We start from the raw sequence: 14,366 nt of genomic DNA on the forward strand, positions 1-14,366 counted from the left end.
TGTATCCGGCTCGACACGCCGGGGCGGCAAGCCTGGCGGGAAGGAGCCCGATATGGCCGCAACACTTGAGGCTGTGCCGAGTACGAAAACCGTTGACGAACTGACAGAGAAATCCGAGGCCGAGGCTGCCCGCGAGCTGGTCAGGATGGCGAGGGAGCAGGGGCTGTCCCTGGCCGGTCCTGACGGACTGCTCAAGCAGCTGACCAAGACCGTCATCGAAACCGCCCTGGACGAGGAACTGACCGAGCACCTCGGTTATGAACGGCACGACACGGCGGCGAAGGATACTGCCAACTCGCGCAACGGAACGCGGTCCCAGACCGTGCTGACGGAGACGACAGGCCCGGTGCAGATCGACGTTCCGCGGGACCGGGAGGGGTGCCGATAGGCCCTGCTGCGAAGGTCCCGTGCTGCGTTGGCGCCGAGGATCAGCCCCCGATATACGGGGCGGTTTCTAGTGAACGTTGCGAATTAGATGTGTTTGCATCCGGTGTCCTAATCGTTGCATGGCTGCCCGTGGCGAGCGGTCGTTGAGACATGCTCGGGGCCTGTCGTTGAGTCCGTCGCAGACGTCATCGAGCTGGTCTAACTCCACACGTTCAGGTCCGTGCCCTTTGGAAAGTACTGCCGGAGCAGTACGGGGTCGCTTTAAGGGCCCTTCGCAGTTAAGCATGGTTGATGTCTCGGCCGGGCAGGGGCACTGACGGTCGGTGTTGTTGAAACCAAAGACCGGGCCGTGGAGAACGCGGCCTTGAAAGCTGCCGTTTCGTATTTGGCTGCGTCGATCGGGAGGTGCGCCCGGGCTTGTAGAGCCGCAGACCGTCCGTGCCGCAGGCCCATTCCGGTGGCGGACGGTGTGAGGTGTGTCAAGGATGTGAGACAGTCGGGTAGTTTCTTTTCGGTCAGGCAGCAGCGGGAAGCGGCTGGTTTCTGGTTGTGAAGTTGGCCATTGCTGTCGCGGGCGGCAGACCCTCGTTGTTGGTGTGAGGGCGCCAGCGGTTGTAGAACACTTCGATGTAGCGCATGGTCGCCCGTCTGGCGTCCTGGCGGGTGGTGAAGCTGTGGTGATGGTAGAACTCGTTTTTCAGGGATGAGAACAGCGATTCTGCGACTGCATTGTCCCAGCACACCCCGGTGGCGCCCATGGATTGGCGGATCTTGTTTCCTGCGCACCAGGCGCCCATTTCCCGGGAGGTGTACTGCGTTCCGTGGTCGCTGTGAAAAATGGCGTTGGGGCTCAGGTGGCCGCTGTCCCTGGCCATCGTCAGGGCTCCGGTAACCAACGAGGCGCGCATGTGCTCAGCCATGGCCCAGCCGACGACCATGCGGGTGCACAGGTCAATGACAGTGGCCAAATACAGCCACCCTTCGCCGGTGCGCAGGTAGGTAATATCGCCCACCAGACGCGTTCCAGGGGCTTCTGCAGTGAAGTCCCGGCCGATGAGGTCCTCGAAGACTTTATCCGGATCCGAGGCGATCGTGGTGCGCTTGAACGCTCTCATCCGCTTTGCCGCCCACCCGTTTTCGGCCATGATCCCCGCGACAGTGCCCACCGAAACCTCGATGCCGGCGGCGGCAAGTTTCGCATGGACCATGCGGTGCCCGAAGATCCCGTCGGAGGAATCGAAGACGGTCTTCACCTGATCCGTCAGTTCCCGGCGGCGCAGCGCAGTCGGGGTGTCGCCGGCGTCCAGCCGCCGGTAATACGTCGCCCGTGGGAGACCAAGCTGGCGGCACATCCAGGCCACCGGGAAGTCGGCGTTCTTCTCCTGAACAACTCGGTACAAGTCCTCTACCGTTGTTCTTTGGCGAAGAACGCCGAAACTTTTTTCAGGAAATCGTTCTCCCTCTCCAGCTCACGCATCCGTGCTTCCAACGCCTTGTATTTCGCAGGATCCACCGGATCATCCGGTTTCCCCCCACCGCCTGGTTGCCCCTCACGGGACACCCGCACCCAGCGTTTCAACGCGGTGACGGAAATGCCGAGCTCCGGAGCGACAGAAGCCGGCGAACGGCCAGATGGAGCAATGATCAGAACCTGTGGATGAGCCTTGGTAGGGCGGCGTGAATGTGGGCGCGCCTTCCCGGGGATGATCACAAGTCCAGTTCGTTTCTGATCAAGACCGGCGTTGGCGCGCTGGTTGGGAAGGCACGCCCGTGCTCACCGTAGTTCACGATGTCGCGCAGGCCAACGACACCCGCAGCGGTGCCGGTCGGTCGTTGTTGGATGAGATTGTCCGCGACGGTGCCCGGCAGATGCTGGCCGCCGCTTTGCAGGCCGAGGTCGCCGCCTATGTCGACCAGTTCGTCGATCAGGTCGACGAGAATGGGCACCGGCTGGTGGTCCGCAACGGCCACCACAACGTCCGGGAGGTGCTCACCGGCGCTGGGGCGATCGAGGTGAAGGCGCCGCGGGTCAACGACAAACGGGTCGATCCGGAAACCGGTGAGCGGCAACGATTCTCGTCGAAGATACTGCCGGCGTGGGCGCGTAAGTCCCCGCAGATGGCCGAGGTGCTGCCGTTGCTGTACCTGCATGGCCTGTCCAGCAGCGACTTCGGTCCGGCGTTGGAGCAGTTCCTCGGCTCGGGGGCGGGGCTCTCGGCTCCGGCGATCACCCGACTGACCGCGCAGTGGCAGGACGAGGCCGCCGCGTTCGGCCGCCGGGACCTGTCGGGCACCGATTATGTGTACCTGTGGGTGGACGGCATCCATCTCAAGGTCCGCCTGGAGCAGGACAAACTGTGCCTGCTGGTGATGCTGGGGGTGCGCGCCGACGGCCGCAAGGAACTGGTCGCGCTGACCGACGGGTACCGCGAATCAGCGGACTCGTGGGCGGATCTGCTGCGGGACTGCCGGCGCCGTGGCATGCGCGCCCCGGTGCTCGCGGTCGGGGACGGTGCTCTGGGGTTCTGGAAAGCGGTCCGTGAGGTGTTCCCCGATACCCGTGAGCAGCGGTGCTGGTTTCACAAGCAGGCCAATGTCCTTGCCGCACTACCGAAGTCGGCGCATCCGGGGGCGATCGCGGCGATGCGGGAAATCGCGGGCGCCGAGGACATCGACCACGCGCAGGTCGCGGTCAAAGCCTTCGAACTGGACTACGGCGCCAAGTTCCCCAAGGCCGTGGCCAAGATCGTTGACGACCTCGATGTGCTGCTGGAGTTCTACCACTATCCCGCCGAGCACTGGGTACATCTGCGCACCACCAATCCGATCGAGTCGACCTTCGCCACGGTCCGGTTGCGCACCAAGGTCACCAAGGGGCCGGGTTCCCGCGCGGCGGGTATCGCCATGGCCTACAAGCTCATTGACGCCGCACAAGCCCGCTGGCGGGCGGTGAACGCCCCGCACCTGGTCGCCCTGGTCCGGGCCGGAGCGGTGTTCCACAAAGGCAAACTGCTCGAACGACCCGTCGACATCACCCCACCCGAACCGGCCGACAACCCGGCCACCCCGACCGGAACGGAGGTCGCCTGAAAAACACCAATCCACAGGTATTGACAATTACTCGGCCAGATGAAACCACGAGCTCAACGGCATCAGCCTTGAACTCATCGGAATAGGTAGGTCGAGCAGACATGAGCACAATCCTTTCAAACTGTGTCTCACATCAGTAGTACACCTCAGTGTGCCTGCGGCGCGGACGATCTGCGGCGGGACGAACCACCCGAGACTCCCCTTCCGTCGTACCGGAAGCACTCCGAAAAGACCAGGACTTTGAACAACCTGAAGGACAGACCCATGACCACAAACTCCTCAGATCTGGCCCTCACGGTCGCCGTCACCCACCGTGGCGCTGGAAAAGAAGCCTTCGCGCACCTAACGCGGGGTGAATCCCTGGCCATGATTCCGCCGTTGATCCTCGAACTTTCCGGCAGGATCAGCCGCCGGGCTGCGCTCCTAGAGGCGTCATCAATCGACGCGGCCCACAGTTCCGATGACCTGGCCGCCCTCGCCTGGATTCAGCAATCCCTGGAAGATGTTGAAGCCACCATCATGGGACTGTCGGAGGTAAACCGCCGCCGTTCTGCAGCGTTCCACGGTCCTGCCCCTTCTTCTGCCGGAAGCCTTGGTCCCCTAGGTTCCGCCGGGGCCGCCGGGATTTGGGCCCTGGCTTGATCATGCCGGCGGGCTGCCGCTCCTCCGTTCCGTCCCAGGGACATTTGGCGTGTCCCAAAGTACTGATCACCGCCCTCAGATTAAGGATTTGACCATGCACGCAGCACCCGGTTGTCTCGTCGTCGCCGTTCACACCCGAAAAGAACTGGACGCCGCCCTGGATGAAGCGGTGGATCTGCTGAAGCCGGCGGCGATGGCTGAACACGTCGGCATCTCGGTGGCCCGCCTCGCCCCGGGCCGCTATGAAGCGCGCCTGGACAGCGACGTTCCACGCGGTGTGACACTCGAAAGGTGGGGGAGCGGGCTGCGATGAACGGACAGCAGAGCGATCTCTCCGGCGCGCCGGCTGGCAGCGTTTTTAGCATGGTCTGCCCCGCCGCCCGCCAGGCCGGCTGTTCCCTGCGTACGGCGGCTCTCGGCGCAGCGCCGGGGAGGAATGGGTTGAAAGAGTCGCTGACAGAATGCGAAATCGAAGTCTTCCTGTCCCTGGCCCGCGGGCACCGCATCGCTGTGAGGGATCATGAAACCGGGGCATTGTGGTACGGGCGGGTTGACATGACGTTTCCGGAACACGGATTTGTCTGGGTCATCACGGACGTCGGTGAGCGGAAGTTGCTCGACGTTGGCGTGCACACAATCTGGCGGCCGGAGGAGTCCGGCGCCTGCGGCCGCGTTCGCCGGGAAGCCGGTCGCCTTGGGCCTTCGACGATGAGCAGGGTGAGGGCCGTCTGACGCCGGGGGCAGGGCGTGGCCGCATGCAGCTGCGGCGTGGTGCGGCAGGAAAGAGGTCAGGGCCTCTTTGAATTGGTCGCGACCAAGCAACCAATACCCAAAAGAGACCCTGACATGAATAACTCTATGTCGTGTTCCGGTGGCCGCTGGTGCACGCGCGCGGATGCGCTGCTCGGTGTCGAGGGCGTCCGCGTCAGCTCCGTCACGGCAACCGGTACCGGCCTGCTTCTGGGCGTCGAAACCGGGGAGAACGTCACCGGCTGCGCCGACTGCGGCGTCATCGCGGTCGGGCATGGACGCCGCCAGGTCCGTCTCCATGACATTCCCTGTTTCGGCCGCCCGGTGCGGCTGCTGTGGGCCAAACGTGTCTGGCGGTGCCCGGACCCGGACTGCCCGAGAACGACGTTCACAGAGGAGCACCCGCTGGCAGGACCACGGGCGAAGCTCACCGCCAGGGCCGCCGGGTGGGCGACCGATGCGCTCCAGCATTTCGACACCTCGGTCTCCGCCTTGGCCCATCAGCTCGGCGTCTCCTGGCACACCGTCTGGGACGCGGTCAGGATCGAAGCCACCCGGCGGATCGCATCGACCGGCCGGCTGACCGGGGTAGATGCGCTCGGGGTCGATGAGCATGTCTGGTCCCACACCGGCCCGCCCGGAACCGGCATGGTCACCGGGATCGTGGACCACACCCGCGACCCCGCGGGGGTGGTGCACGCCAGGTTGCTTGACCTGGTTCCGGGCCGGTCGGGGAAGGCCTATGCGGACTGGCTCAAAGAACGCGGCGCAGGGTTCACTGCCGGGATCAAGACCGCCGCGCTGGATCCGTTCCGCGGCTACGCGAACGCGATCCGTGACGAGCTGCCCGAAGCCATCGCCGTTCTGAACGCGTTCCATGTCGTGAAGCTCGGCTCGGCCATGATCGACGAGGTCCGCCGCCGGGTCCAGCAGGACACCCTGGGACACCGCGGCCGCAAGGGCGACCCGCTCTACGGAATCCGTCGAACCCTGCAGATCGGCGCCGAACACCTCACCGACAAACAAGCCGCCCGGCTCGATGCTAAGCTCAGCGCCGGGGATCACGGCCACGAAGTCACCCTGGCCTGGCAGTGCTACCAGAAGCTCCGCAACATCTACCACGCCCGCCCGGAGCGGGGCCGGGAACTCGTCAACGAAGTAATCACATCATTCCCGACCTCCCCATCCCGGAAGTCGCCCGACTCGGGCGGACACTCAATGGAAGACAGCGATCCTAGCCTACTTCGACACCCACGGCGCTTCCAACGGACCCACCGAAGCGATTCAATGGCGTCATCGAAACCACCCGCCGAATCGCCCGCGGCTTCCGCAACTTCACCAACTACAGACTCAGATGCCTACTGGCCGCCGGCGGCCACCGCCCCTACCGGAACAAACAGACCAACCATGCCTAAACGCGAAGCCGCTTTAAGTCTTCTAGACCAGGCGCCCCTGGAGTTCTTCTGCGGCTGCCCGGAGCATGCCCCCGAGGTCGCTGCGAAGCTCCTCCGACATGCGGTGGGCCGGCACAGATACGTTGATTCCGTAGACAGTGCCGCTTGGGCCGGCAACCGCGGCGGCGACCGATGTCACCCCGTCTTCGCTCTCTTCGCGGCTATTTGCGTAACCCCTGTGCCGGATTTCGTCGAGCTCCCTTTCAAGGTCCGACCTGGAGGTAATTGAGTTGGTAGTCAGCTTGGGGAGTTCCTGCCCTGGGTACAGATTCCGCAGCTGCTTCTCACCGAGGAGGCTCAGCATCGCTTTACCAGTCGCAGTGCAGTTTGCTGGCAAGGTGAGGCCCTGGCGGGAACCGACGCGGACCGCTCGCCTGCTTTCGATGGCGTCGATGAATTGGACGTCAGTCCTCTCAAGCCTGGCGAAGTGGACGGTTTCTCCCGTTTGTTCGAAGATCCGCTCGAGGACCGGCCGGGCCAGTGTCCGGATGTCCACCTGCCGTCTGATCGCAAAGGCAATCGAGCTCAGCGCCTGCCCAGGTTCGTAGGCCCGGGTCGCCGGGTTCTGCCGAACGAAGCCACGGTAGAGAAGCATGCCCATCAGCCGGTGCGCCGTCGACGACGCCACGCCCAAGTAAGTGCTGGCATCGGTCAGCCTGATGCTGGGCTGGGTTTCGAACAGCAGGAGCAGCCGCAGGGCGTTATCAACAGACTCGATGGGGTATTGCGGCGGCGGACCGTATTTGGATCCGTCTTCTGTCTCTGTCGATCGCATGCCTTGTATCGTACCCAGCGTCGGCGGGACTGTCGGCACTGCCGCGCTGGCCGGCTTCATGGGCTGACGCTCAGCCGGGCGAGCTCGTGTCGCCAGGCGGTCGCGATGTTGAACGGCCCTCCGAGATCTGGCAGCTCCGCCATGTCGGGACCGGGAAGGTCGTGCAGCTGCCCTCCGGCTGCTGTGATCTGAAGCGACAGGCCTGCCAAGGTGTTTACGCTGATGGCTTGGAGGACCGCCTGCTCCATCGTCGGCGCCGCGCTGGTGAGGCCGTGTCCGCGCAGCAGCACCACGGGCCGATCGCCCATGGCGTCGAGCATTTCCGCTGCGAGCTCGCGGTTTCGCACGAGCACTCCTCTGGGGTAGACGGGTATTCCGTCTGCCGCCAGGCGGGTGCCCGGGATGTCGAACGCCCCGACGATCGGCCGGATAGCGAGCCCTGCCAAGTCGGCGGCCACGACCTGCGGGGGGGGTATTGCGGCGGCGGACCGTATTTGGATCCGTCTTCTGTCTCTGTCGATCGCATGCCTTGTATCGTACCCAGCGTCGGCGGGACTGTCGGCACTGCCGCGCTGGCCGGCTTCATGGGCTGACGCTCAGCCGGGCGAGCTCGTGTCGCCAGGCGGTCGCGATGTTGAACGGCCCTCCGAGATCTGGCAGCTCCGCCATGTCGGGACCGGGAAGGTCGTGCAGCTGCCCTCCGGCTGCTGTGATCTGAAGCGACAGGCCTGCCAAGGTGTTTACGCTGATGGCTTGGAGGACCGCCTGCTCCATCGTCGGCGCCGCGCTGGTGAGGCCGTGTCCGCGCAGCAGCACCACGGGCCGATCGCCCATGGCGTCGAGCATTTCCGCTGCGAGCTCGCGGTTTCGCACGAGCACTCCTCTGGGGTAGACGGGTATTCCGTCTGCCGCCAGGCGGGTGCCCGGGATGTCGAACGCCCCGACGATCGGCCGGATAGCGAGCCCTGCCAAGTCGGCGGCCACGACCTGCGGGGGGGGTATTGCGGCGGCGGACCGTATTTGGATCCGTCTTCTGTCTCTGTCGATCGCATGCCTTGTATCGTACCCAGCGTCGGCGGGACTGTCGGCACTGCCGCGCTGGCCGGCTTCATGGGCTGACGCTCAGCCGGGCGAGCTCGTGTCGCCAGGCGGTCGCGATGTTGAACGGCCCTCCGAGATCTGGCAGCTCCGCCATGTCGGGACCGGGAAGGTCGTGCAGCTGCCCTCCGGCTGCTGTGATCTGAAGCGACAGGCCTGCCAAGGTGTTTACGCTGATGGCTTGGAGGACCGCCTGCTCCATCGTCGGCGCCGCGCTGGTGAGGCCGTGTCCGCGCAGCAGCACCACGGGCCGATCGCCCATGGCGTCGAGCATTTCCGCTGCGAGCTCGCGGTTTCGCACGAGCACTCCTCTGGGGTAGACGGGTATTCCGTCTGCCGCCAGGCGGGTGCCCGGGATGTCGAACGCCCCGACGATCGGCCGGATAGCGAGCCCTGCCAAGTCGGCGGCCACGACCTGCGGGGGGTGGGCATGCACAACGGAGTTGATATCCGGGCGCCGCCGCAGCAGCTCGGTGTGCAGAGGCAGCTCGTTGGGGACCGTGTAGCCGCTGTCGAGCTCGCCTTCGGCGGCGGGATTGCCGTCGAGGTCGACCAGCCGGATGTCGTTGGCTTCGGTGTGCGCGAGGCCACGCTCCTTGGGACCCCTGCAACGGACCAAGAGCTCGTTCTCCCCCGTTCGCGCACTGATGTGGCCGAGGATTCCGTCGGCGAGGCCGCGGCCGGCCAGGACCCGGCAGGCCATTGCGATGGCCTGCCGTTGCTCTTCGTGGACCACCGGCGGCTGACTTCCCCGCATCAGAGTGCCGCCGTCGGCCGGGGCTCGAGCAGGAGCTCGAGTTTGTCGCGCAGTTCCTGCACGCCGATCCCTGATCCCATGCCGCGGCGGCAGGCAAGCAGGGCCTTCGGCCAGTTCACGATCGCGGCACCGTACAGTTCCACTCCGTCGGTGGTGTAGAGCGCTGCGAACCGACCGTGCAGCTCAGGGTCTCCGATGAGGACATGGTCGGCGTTGCCTCCCACGCGACCGACGACCTGGATTTTCCAGTCGTGCTGGTCGCTCCAGACGTATTCAACCGGTGTGTACTCGCGGGGACTGTCCGGATGGGTGATGTTGTGGGCGACGCATGAGGCTTGCTCAACCGCGTTTGTCCAGTGCTCGATCCGGATGTCCGCACCGTGCTTCTGATGCCGCCAGCGCGCCACGTCGCCGACGCCATACACGTTCGGGGCGTCCACAGCCCTGCAGAACTCGTCCAGCACGACGCCGTTGTCCACCAGCAGTCCCGAGGAGGCCAGCCAGGCGTCGTTGGGAACCGCGCCGATCCCGATGAGAACGGTGGCGGCTTGTACTGTCTGGCCGTTGGTAAGCCTGACGCTGAAGGACCCGTGCTCGCCCTCAATGGCCTCGACTCCGGTGCCAAAGATCGTGGTGACGCCGTTGTTGCGGTGGAGTTCTCCAAACAGCTGTGCGATTTCGGCGTTGAAGATGCGGCTCATTGGTATGGGCATCGGGTCGATGACTGTCACTTCCAGACCGAGCGTACGTGCCGTCGCGGCTGCTTCGGCACCGATGAAACCGGCGCCGATCACTGCCAGTTCCCCGCCTTTGAGGAGGTCGGCGCGCAGTTTCCGGGCATCGTCCAGGGAACGGAGCACGTGGATCCCGGGCCGTTGGCCCCAGGGTGAGGGTCGGGCAGATGCGCCCGTGGCGATCACAAGGTTGTCGAAGTGTAGGGGTTCGTGGTCCTGGAGGTACAACAGGTTTCCGGCGACATCGATGCCTGTGGCGGCGTGCCCGAGCAGCAGCCGGATGCTGGCTTCCTCCGCCTGCTCGCGGGTAAGGAGGCGGATGGACGACTCCTCTGCTTTGCCGGAGAGGACGGATTTGGACAACGGCGGCTTGTCGTACGGGAGTTCCGTCTCAGCACCGACGAGGACGATGTCGCCTTCATACCCCTCCAGGCGCAGGGACTGGGCAGCACGCACGCCGCCGGTTGAGGAGCCGACGATAACTGTGGTCGTGTTCATCAGTCCTCCACTACTAGGGCGGACACCGGGCAGCTGCGGGCAGCCTCGGTGACACGGGAACGCTCGGCCTCGGGAACTTTGGTCCTGAGGAGAACAACGATTCCGTCGTCATCCAGATCAAAGTAGTCGGGTGCCCCAACGACGCAGTTGGCGTAGCCCTGGCAGGCTTGCAGATCTGCTTTTACGGTAGGCATTGTCAATCTCCTTGGCCTCTAGATGTTGTTTTTGTTCTGGGGCGGCTGCTCGTCCTCGGTGACAAGCGGCCCGAACGGATGCCCGATCATGGCCGAGAAGGTTGCCGGCGCCTGCCAGGTGAGGGCTTCCAGCTCCAGGGGGCACAGGGACACCCACTGGCCGGAGCGCGGGGACTTGATCATCAGCCGCGAGCCGTTCCGCGTCTCGACGCGGCTTACCTGGACTTCGGAGAATTCGTTGGCGATCACGATCGGAGCGCCGTTGACCCGTGCTTCCAGCCGGTCGCGCTCCTCCGCCGCTCGAATGGCGGCAAGGCGGTCCTCCTCTTCGCCTTCCCATTCGAGTTTCATAGGAATATGGCCAGATTCTGCATCCGGATGACCGCCTCGTCGACCATGATGGTGCGGCGGGCGAGCTGCCAGCCGGAGCCGGTGCGGCGCAGCAGATCCTCCCTGCCTGCCGACACGGTCGCGGCCTCGCGGACGTCGCCCCGGCTGCGGAACAGCAGGACCGCCGAATCCACGATGATCTCATCCGGGTTACCGGTACGGAACGTCCGGACGTTGGTGACGTAGTGGCGCAGCCGCGACGGAGGGTCTTCGGTCCAGGCGTGTTCCGTGGCGAAGCGCGCCGCCCTGCGGCTCAGCGAGTACTTGTTTTCATCCATGTGCGCCATCCCGGGAGACGTGCTGTAACCGGCCCCGAGGGCAGTGGTCACCCTCACCGGCATGAGATAGTGCACGTCGTCCGTGAGGCGGCTCAGCCACTCGTCGTACTCCTGTGCGTCGAGCAAATAGGATTCATCGACAAGCCACTTGTGGGCTTGCAGATGAAGTTCATCATTGAACGGCAGGGAGTCACCCGTCCTCTGAGTACGGGGGGCGTGCCCTCCCAGCACCGACTGCTCCGAGAGAGATTTGTTGCTGCGTTCGGTTACGGCTTCAATACCCACGGCTAGCCCTCCTTCGAAACGGTCATTGCCGGGGCGTGCCCGTTGTGCTCAGCGGGAGCCGGGAAAGAATCCGGGGTGTCAGACGGACAGTCCTGCACCGGATTGCTGCCGACGTGCACCTGGGCCGCTTTTTCCATCGGTCGTTCAAGATGGTTGGCCCATCGCAGGAGCAGTTCACGCTGGTTGTATTCGCTGTATCCGACGCGGGTCGAGCCGGGGCCGGAGTACTGCTCGGGGGTCAGGGGTTCGACGACGTTCTGTCCGTTTTCCAGCATGCCCATGCGGCTGTTCAGCAGCAGGCGCCGTGCCATCGGGCCGCCGGCGGTGCTGGTCAAGGAAACCCAGTTTTCCACGTCGTCCTGCTCGAACATGCCGCCGCTGCCAAAGCACATGAGATAGGCCTTGTAGGAAAGTGCCTTAAACTCTTCGGGCGCGTTCTTGTCGACGGCGAACCACGATACGATCTCGGTCTCGTCTTCACTGATTGGCTGCCACTGCCGGATGGAGATGAACGGGAGCACTTCATCGGAGTCTTCTTCGACCCGTGGCCAGTTGTGCACGAAGCTCATGTTCGGGAACACCGACGCCGCCGACACCATGAACCCGTCCTTGCCCACGACGTCGAGCTGCTCCTGGCTCCACTGCTCTTTCATGCGGGCGATCATCTCGTCCGGGTAGCCCACGTAGCGGAGGCGGTCCTCCAGGCTTCCTTCGGGAAGCTTGTAGGTAGTTCCGCCGCCGTTGCCGGCCCAATAGGTTGTCCCGTCCTTGCGCTTTTCCGCCTTTGGTTCGCGGAACAAACCAATTTCGACGACGGAGGTGTGGGTCTGGGGGGTGTGATACATGTCGCCGGCGAAGTTTTCGGCTCCGATTTTCCAGTTGGCCTTGACCCGCCACCGCTGCGGCCCGCGCAGTTCAATCCCGCCGGAGCTTTGCTTCGTGTAGTAGTCCATGTAGAACTTGAAGTCACCCAGGAAGTCCTCCAACGGCTCTGCGTCAGGATCCAGGCTGACGAAGATAAGGCCGTTGTAGATGCCCAGGGAAGGAGCAGGCAGCAACGTCTGCCCCTGCTTCTTGAAGCCCTCTTCGCCGCCGTATGCCTCTTTGTGGAAGGGCAGTCCGACTATGCGGCCGTCGTTACGGTAGGACCACCCGTGGTACGGGCAACGGAAGTGGGAAGCGTTTCCCATCTCCGTGCGGCAGACCTGCATGCCGCGGTGAAGGCACATGTTGAACAGTGCCCGGATTTCTCCATGTTCATCACGGGAAATGATGAATGAGTCTTCCAGGACGCGGCGCACCACGTAGTCGCCAGCTTCGGGCACCTCGGATTCGTGGGCGACGAAAAGCCAGCTGCGACCAAAGACCCGCTCCTTTTCAAGCTCGAAGATCTCTTTGTCGTTGTAAATGTGTGCAGGGATCATGCCCTGCCGTACATCCTGAATCACGCCGCTGTGGTCAGTCATTGATGGATCTCCTTGTCCGGGCCGGCAAGACGCCAGTCATCTCTGGTAATCAGAGATAGTTTCTTTTAGAAAGAGAATGACTTAAAGTGTGGCGTTCGTCAAGCCCCCGACGAGACTCATCTAAAGTGCTCGCGAAAGAGGAATAGTCAAATCCTGTGGATCGGGGGTCGTCAGGCGACCTCGGACACCGGAGTGTCGGGCGAGGGTTCCGGGGTGATGTCGACCGGCCGTTCGAGGAGCTTGCCCTTGTGGAACAGCGCGCCCGCTCGCACCAGTGCGACCAGCTGCGGTGCGTTGACCGCCCGCCACCGCGACTGCGCGGCCTCGATCAGCTTGTAGGCCATCGCCATCCCCGCCGCTCGTGAACCCGGACCCTTGGTCACCCTGGTCCGAAGCCGCACCGTCGCAAAAGTCGATTCGATCGGATTCGTCGTACGCAGATGCACCCAATGCTCGGCCGGATACCGAAAGTACTCGAGCAACACATCGGCGTCATCGACGATCTTCTTCACTGCCTTCGGATATTTCGCACCGTAGTCCTGTTCGAACGCCGCGATCGCGATCTGCGCCTTGTCGATGTCCTCGGCTCCGATGATCTCCTTCATCGCCGCCAACGCGCCGGGATGCGCGGACTTCGGGAGTGCTGCAAGGACGTTGGATTGCTTGTGGAACCAGCAGCGTTGTTCGCGGGTGTCGGGGAACACTTCCCGCAGTGCCTTCCAGAATCCCAGCGCGCCGTCCCCGATCGCGAGCACCGGGGCCCGCATTCCGCGGCGGCGGCAGTCCCGCAGCAGATCGGCCCAGCATTCGGTGGATTCGCGGTAGCCGTCGGCCAGGGCGACGAGTTCCTTACGTCCGTCGGCCCGCACCCCCAGCATGACCAGCAGACAGAGTTTCTCCTGCTCGAGCCGCACCTTCAGGTGGATGCCGTCGACCCACAGGTAGACGTAGTCGACTTGCGAGAGATCCCGCTGTCCGAAGGCTTTCGCCTCGTCCTGCCACTGCGCGGTCAGCCGGGTGATCGAGGCCGGCGACAGGCCGGCACCGGAGCCGAGGAACTGCTCGAGGGCGGGCCCGAAGTCGCTGGTCGACAGGCCGTGCAGGTACAGCAGCGGCAACACCTCGGACACTTGGGTGGACCTGCGGGCCCAGGCCGGCAGGATCGCCGACGAGAACCTCTTACGCTGGCCTGTCTCGGGATCGATGCGCTTGTCGTTGACCCGTGGCGCCTTCACCGTCACCGCACCGGCGGCGGTCATCACGTCGCGTTCGGTGTGGTAGCCGTTGCGTACGACGAGGCGGTGGCCGTTGTCGTCGACTTCACCGGCGTGCCGGGCGATGTAATCGGCGACCTCGGCCTGCAGGGCTGCGGCGAGCATCTGCCGGGCACCGTCGCGAACGATCTCATCGAGCAGCGACCGGCCTGCACCGGCGGCGTCGCCGGCCTCGTTCGGGTCTCGGCCTTCGTGTACTACCGTGAGCACGGGCGTGCCTTCCCGCCAGCGCGCCAACGCTGGTCTTGATCAGAATCCTGTTTCGTCAAAGATCATCATCCGGGAAGGTGCGTC

At 64.3% G+C, this 14,366-nt stretch carries 14 protein-coding genes and 4 pseudogenes; 6 read left to right on the forward strand and 12 right to left on the reverse strand.

Translation table 11 applies throughout. The annotated features are described in order from the left end of the window. Positions 1-52 precede the first annotated feature (52 nt). A pseudogene (locus tag ACNQVK_RS03395) lies at positions 53-379 on the forward strand (transposase); the annotation flags it as partial. A 523-nt stretch (positions 380-902) separates the two neighbouring features. On the opposite strand, the gene ACNQVK_RS03400 reads toward ACNQVK_RS03395, so the two are convergent. Next, a complete protein-coding gene (locus ACNQVK_RS03400) occupies positions 903-1,787 on the reverse strand; it encodes an IS3 family transposase (RefSeq protein WP_082901982.1) in 885 nt (294 codons plus the stop codon). Positions 1,788-1,792: 5 nt separating this feature from the next. After that, on the reverse strand, positions 1,793-2,098 hold the full coding sequence (locus ACNQVK_RS03405; RefSeq protein WP_418028588.1) for a transposase: 306 nt from the start codon (positions 2,096-2,098) through the stop codon (positions 1,793-1,795). 59 nt (positions 2,099-2,157) lie between these two features. Here ACNQVK_RS03405 and ACNQVK_RS03410 point away from each other — a divergent pair, with 59 nt between their 5' ends. The 5 genes and pseudogenes from ACNQVK_RS03410 to ACNQVK_RS03430 all read left to right on the forward strand — a co-directional run. Next, positions 2,158-3,477, forward strand: a complete 1,320-nt coding sequence (locus tag ACNQVK_RS03410; RefSeq protein WP_016894482.1) for an IS256 family transposase — start codon at positions 2,158-2,160, stop codon at positions 3,475-3,477. A gap of 264 nt (positions 3,478-3,741) precedes the next feature. Beyond that, entirely contained in the window at positions 3,742-4,119 is a 378-nt protein-coding gene (locus ACNQVK_RS03415; RefSeq protein ID WP_047040757.1) for a hypothetical protein, read from the forward strand. A 94-nt stretch (positions 4,120-4,213) separates the two neighbouring features. After that, a complete protein-coding gene (locus ACNQVK_RS03420; protein ID WP_047040755.1) occupies positions 4,214-4,432 on the forward strand; it encodes a hypothetical protein in 219 nt (72 codons plus the stop codon). Next, entirely contained in the window at positions 4,429-4,851 is a 423-nt protein-coding gene (locus ACNQVK_RS03425; protein WP_156525812.1) for a hypothetical protein, read from the forward strand. The genes ACNQVK_RS03420 and ACNQVK_RS03425 overlap by 4 nt, the downstream gene beginning before the upstream one ends. Positions 4,852-4,977: 126 nt before the next feature. After that, a pseudogene (locus ACNQVK_RS03430) lies at positions 4,978-6,039 on the forward strand (ISL3 family transposase); the annotation flags it as partial. 267 nt (positions 6,040-6,306) lie between these two features. Here the strand turns inward: ACNQVK_RS03430 and ACNQVK_RS03435 are convergent. The 10 genes and pseudogenes from ACNQVK_RS03435 to ACNQVK_RS03480 all read right to left on the reverse strand — a co-directional run bounded on the left by ACNQVK_RS03435 (position 6,307) and on the right by ACNQVK_RS03480 (position 14,282). Then, positions 6,307-7,098, reverse strand: a complete 792-nt coding sequence (locus ACNQVK_RS03435) for an IclR family transcriptional regulator (protein WP_047040750.1) — start codon at positions 7,096-7,098, stop codon at positions 6,307-6,309. Between the two features lie 56 nt (positions 7,099-7,154). Continuing rightward, positions 7,155-7,574: pseudogene (locus tag ACNQVK_RS03440) on the reverse strand (class II aldolase/adducin family protein); the annotation flags it as partial. Positions 7,575-7,680: 106 nt separating this feature from the next. Then, positions 7,681-8,100 (reverse strand): annotated as a pseudogene (locus tag ACNQVK_RS03445) (class II aldolase/adducin family protein); the annotation flags it as partial. 106 nt (positions 8,101-8,206) lie between these two features. Further along, positions 8,207-8,953 carry a class II aldolase/adducin family protein gene (locus ACNQVK_RS03450; RefSeq protein ID WP_047040748.1) on the reverse strand — a complete coding sequence of 249 codons (747 nt, stop codon included), beginning with the start codon at positions 8,951-8,953 and terminating at the stop codon, positions 8,207-8,209. Then, positions 8,953-10,185, reverse strand: a complete 1,233-nt coding sequence (locus tag ACNQVK_RS03455; protein ID WP_047040745.1) for an NAD(P)/FAD-dependent oxidoreductase — start codon at positions 10,183-10,185, stop codon at positions 8,953-8,955. The genes ACNQVK_RS03450 and ACNQVK_RS03455 overlap by 1 nt, the downstream gene beginning before the upstream one ends. After that, positions 10,185-10,379, reverse strand: a complete 195-nt coding sequence (locus tag ACNQVK_RS03460; protein WP_047040743.1) for a ferredoxin — start codon at positions 10,377-10,379, stop codon at positions 10,185-10,187. The genes ACNQVK_RS03455 and ACNQVK_RS03460 overlap by 1 nt, the downstream gene beginning before the upstream one ends. An 18-nt stretch (positions 10,380-10,397) precedes the next feature. Further along, the gene (locus ACNQVK_RS03465; RefSeq protein WP_047040740.1) at positions 10,398-10,730 is read right to left on the reverse strand and encodes a hypothetical protein; all 333 of its coding nucleotides are present in this window, start codon (positions 10,728-10,730) and stop codon (positions 10,398-10,400) included. Beyond that, on the reverse strand, positions 10,727-11,326 hold the full coding sequence (locus ACNQVK_RS03470; RefSeq protein WP_095795377.1) for a 3-phenylpropionate/cinnamic acid dioxygenase subunit beta: 600 nt from the start codon (positions 11,324-11,326) through the stop codon (positions 10,727-10,729). Before ACNQVK_RS03470 ends, ACNQVK_RS03465 begins: the two co-directional genes overlap by 4 nt. A gap of 8 nt (positions 11,327-11,334) precedes the next feature. Next, positions 11,335-12,798 carry an aromatic ring-hydroxylating dioxygenase subunit alpha gene (locus tag ACNQVK_RS03475; RefSeq protein ID WP_047040736.1) on the reverse strand — a complete coding sequence of 488 codons (1,464 nt, stop codon included), beginning with the start codon at positions 12,796-12,798 and terminating at the stop codon, positions 11,335-11,337. 170 nt (positions 12,799-12,968) lie between these two features. Next, a complete protein-coding gene (locus ACNQVK_RS03480) occupies positions 12,969-14,282 on the reverse strand; it encodes an IS256 family transposase (protein WP_047040733.1) in 1,314 nt (437 codons plus the stop codon). Positions 14,283-14,366 lie beyond the last annotated feature (84 nt).

This window comes from Mycobacterium sp. 134 (genome assembly GCF_048282715.1).
GTDB lineage: Bacteria > Actinomycetota > Actinomycetes > Mycobacteriales > Mycobacteriaceae > Mycobacterium > Mycobacterium septicum.

Excerpts from the sequence above, each read along its gene's own strand:
- ACNQVK_RS03415 (WP_047040757.1), top strand. The coding sequence starts at position 3,742 with ATGACCACAAACTCCTCAGATCTGGCCCTCACGGTCGCCGTCACCCAC.
- ACNQVK_RS03420 (WP_047040755.1), top strand. The coding sequence starts at position 4,214 with ATGCACGCAGCACCCGGTTGTCTCGTCGTCGCCGTTCACACCCGAAAA.
- ACNQVK_RS03425 (WP_156525812.1), top strand. The coding sequence starts at position 4,429 with ATGAACGGACAGCAGAGCGATCTCTCCGGCGCGCCGGCTGGCAGCGTT.
- ACNQVK_RS03435 (WP_047040750.1), bottom strand. The coding sequence starts at position 7,098 with ATGCGATCGACAGAGACAGAAGACGGATCCAAATACGGTCCGCCGCCG.
- ACNQVK_RS03450 (WP_047040748.1), bottom strand. The coding sequence starts at position 8,953 with ATGCGGGGAAGTCAGCCGCCGGTGGTCCACGAAGAGCAACGGCAGGCC.
- ACNQVK_RS03455 (WP_047040745.1), bottom strand. The coding sequence starts at position 10,185 with ATGAACACGACCACAGTTATCGTCGGCTCCTCAACCGGCGGCGTGCGT.
- ACNQVK_RS03460 (WP_047040743.1), bottom strand. The coding sequence starts at position 10,379 with ATGCCTACCGTAAAAGCAGATCTGCAAGCCTGCCAGGGCTACGCCAAC.
- ACNQVK_RS03465 (WP_047040740.1), bottom strand. The coding sequence starts at position 10,730 with ATGAAACTCGAATGGGAAGGCGAAGAGGAGGACCGCCTTGCCGCCATT.
- ACNQVK_RS03475 (WP_047040736.1), bottom strand. The coding sequence starts at position 12,798 with ATGACTGACCACAGCGGCGTGATTCAGGATGTACGGCAGGGCATGATC.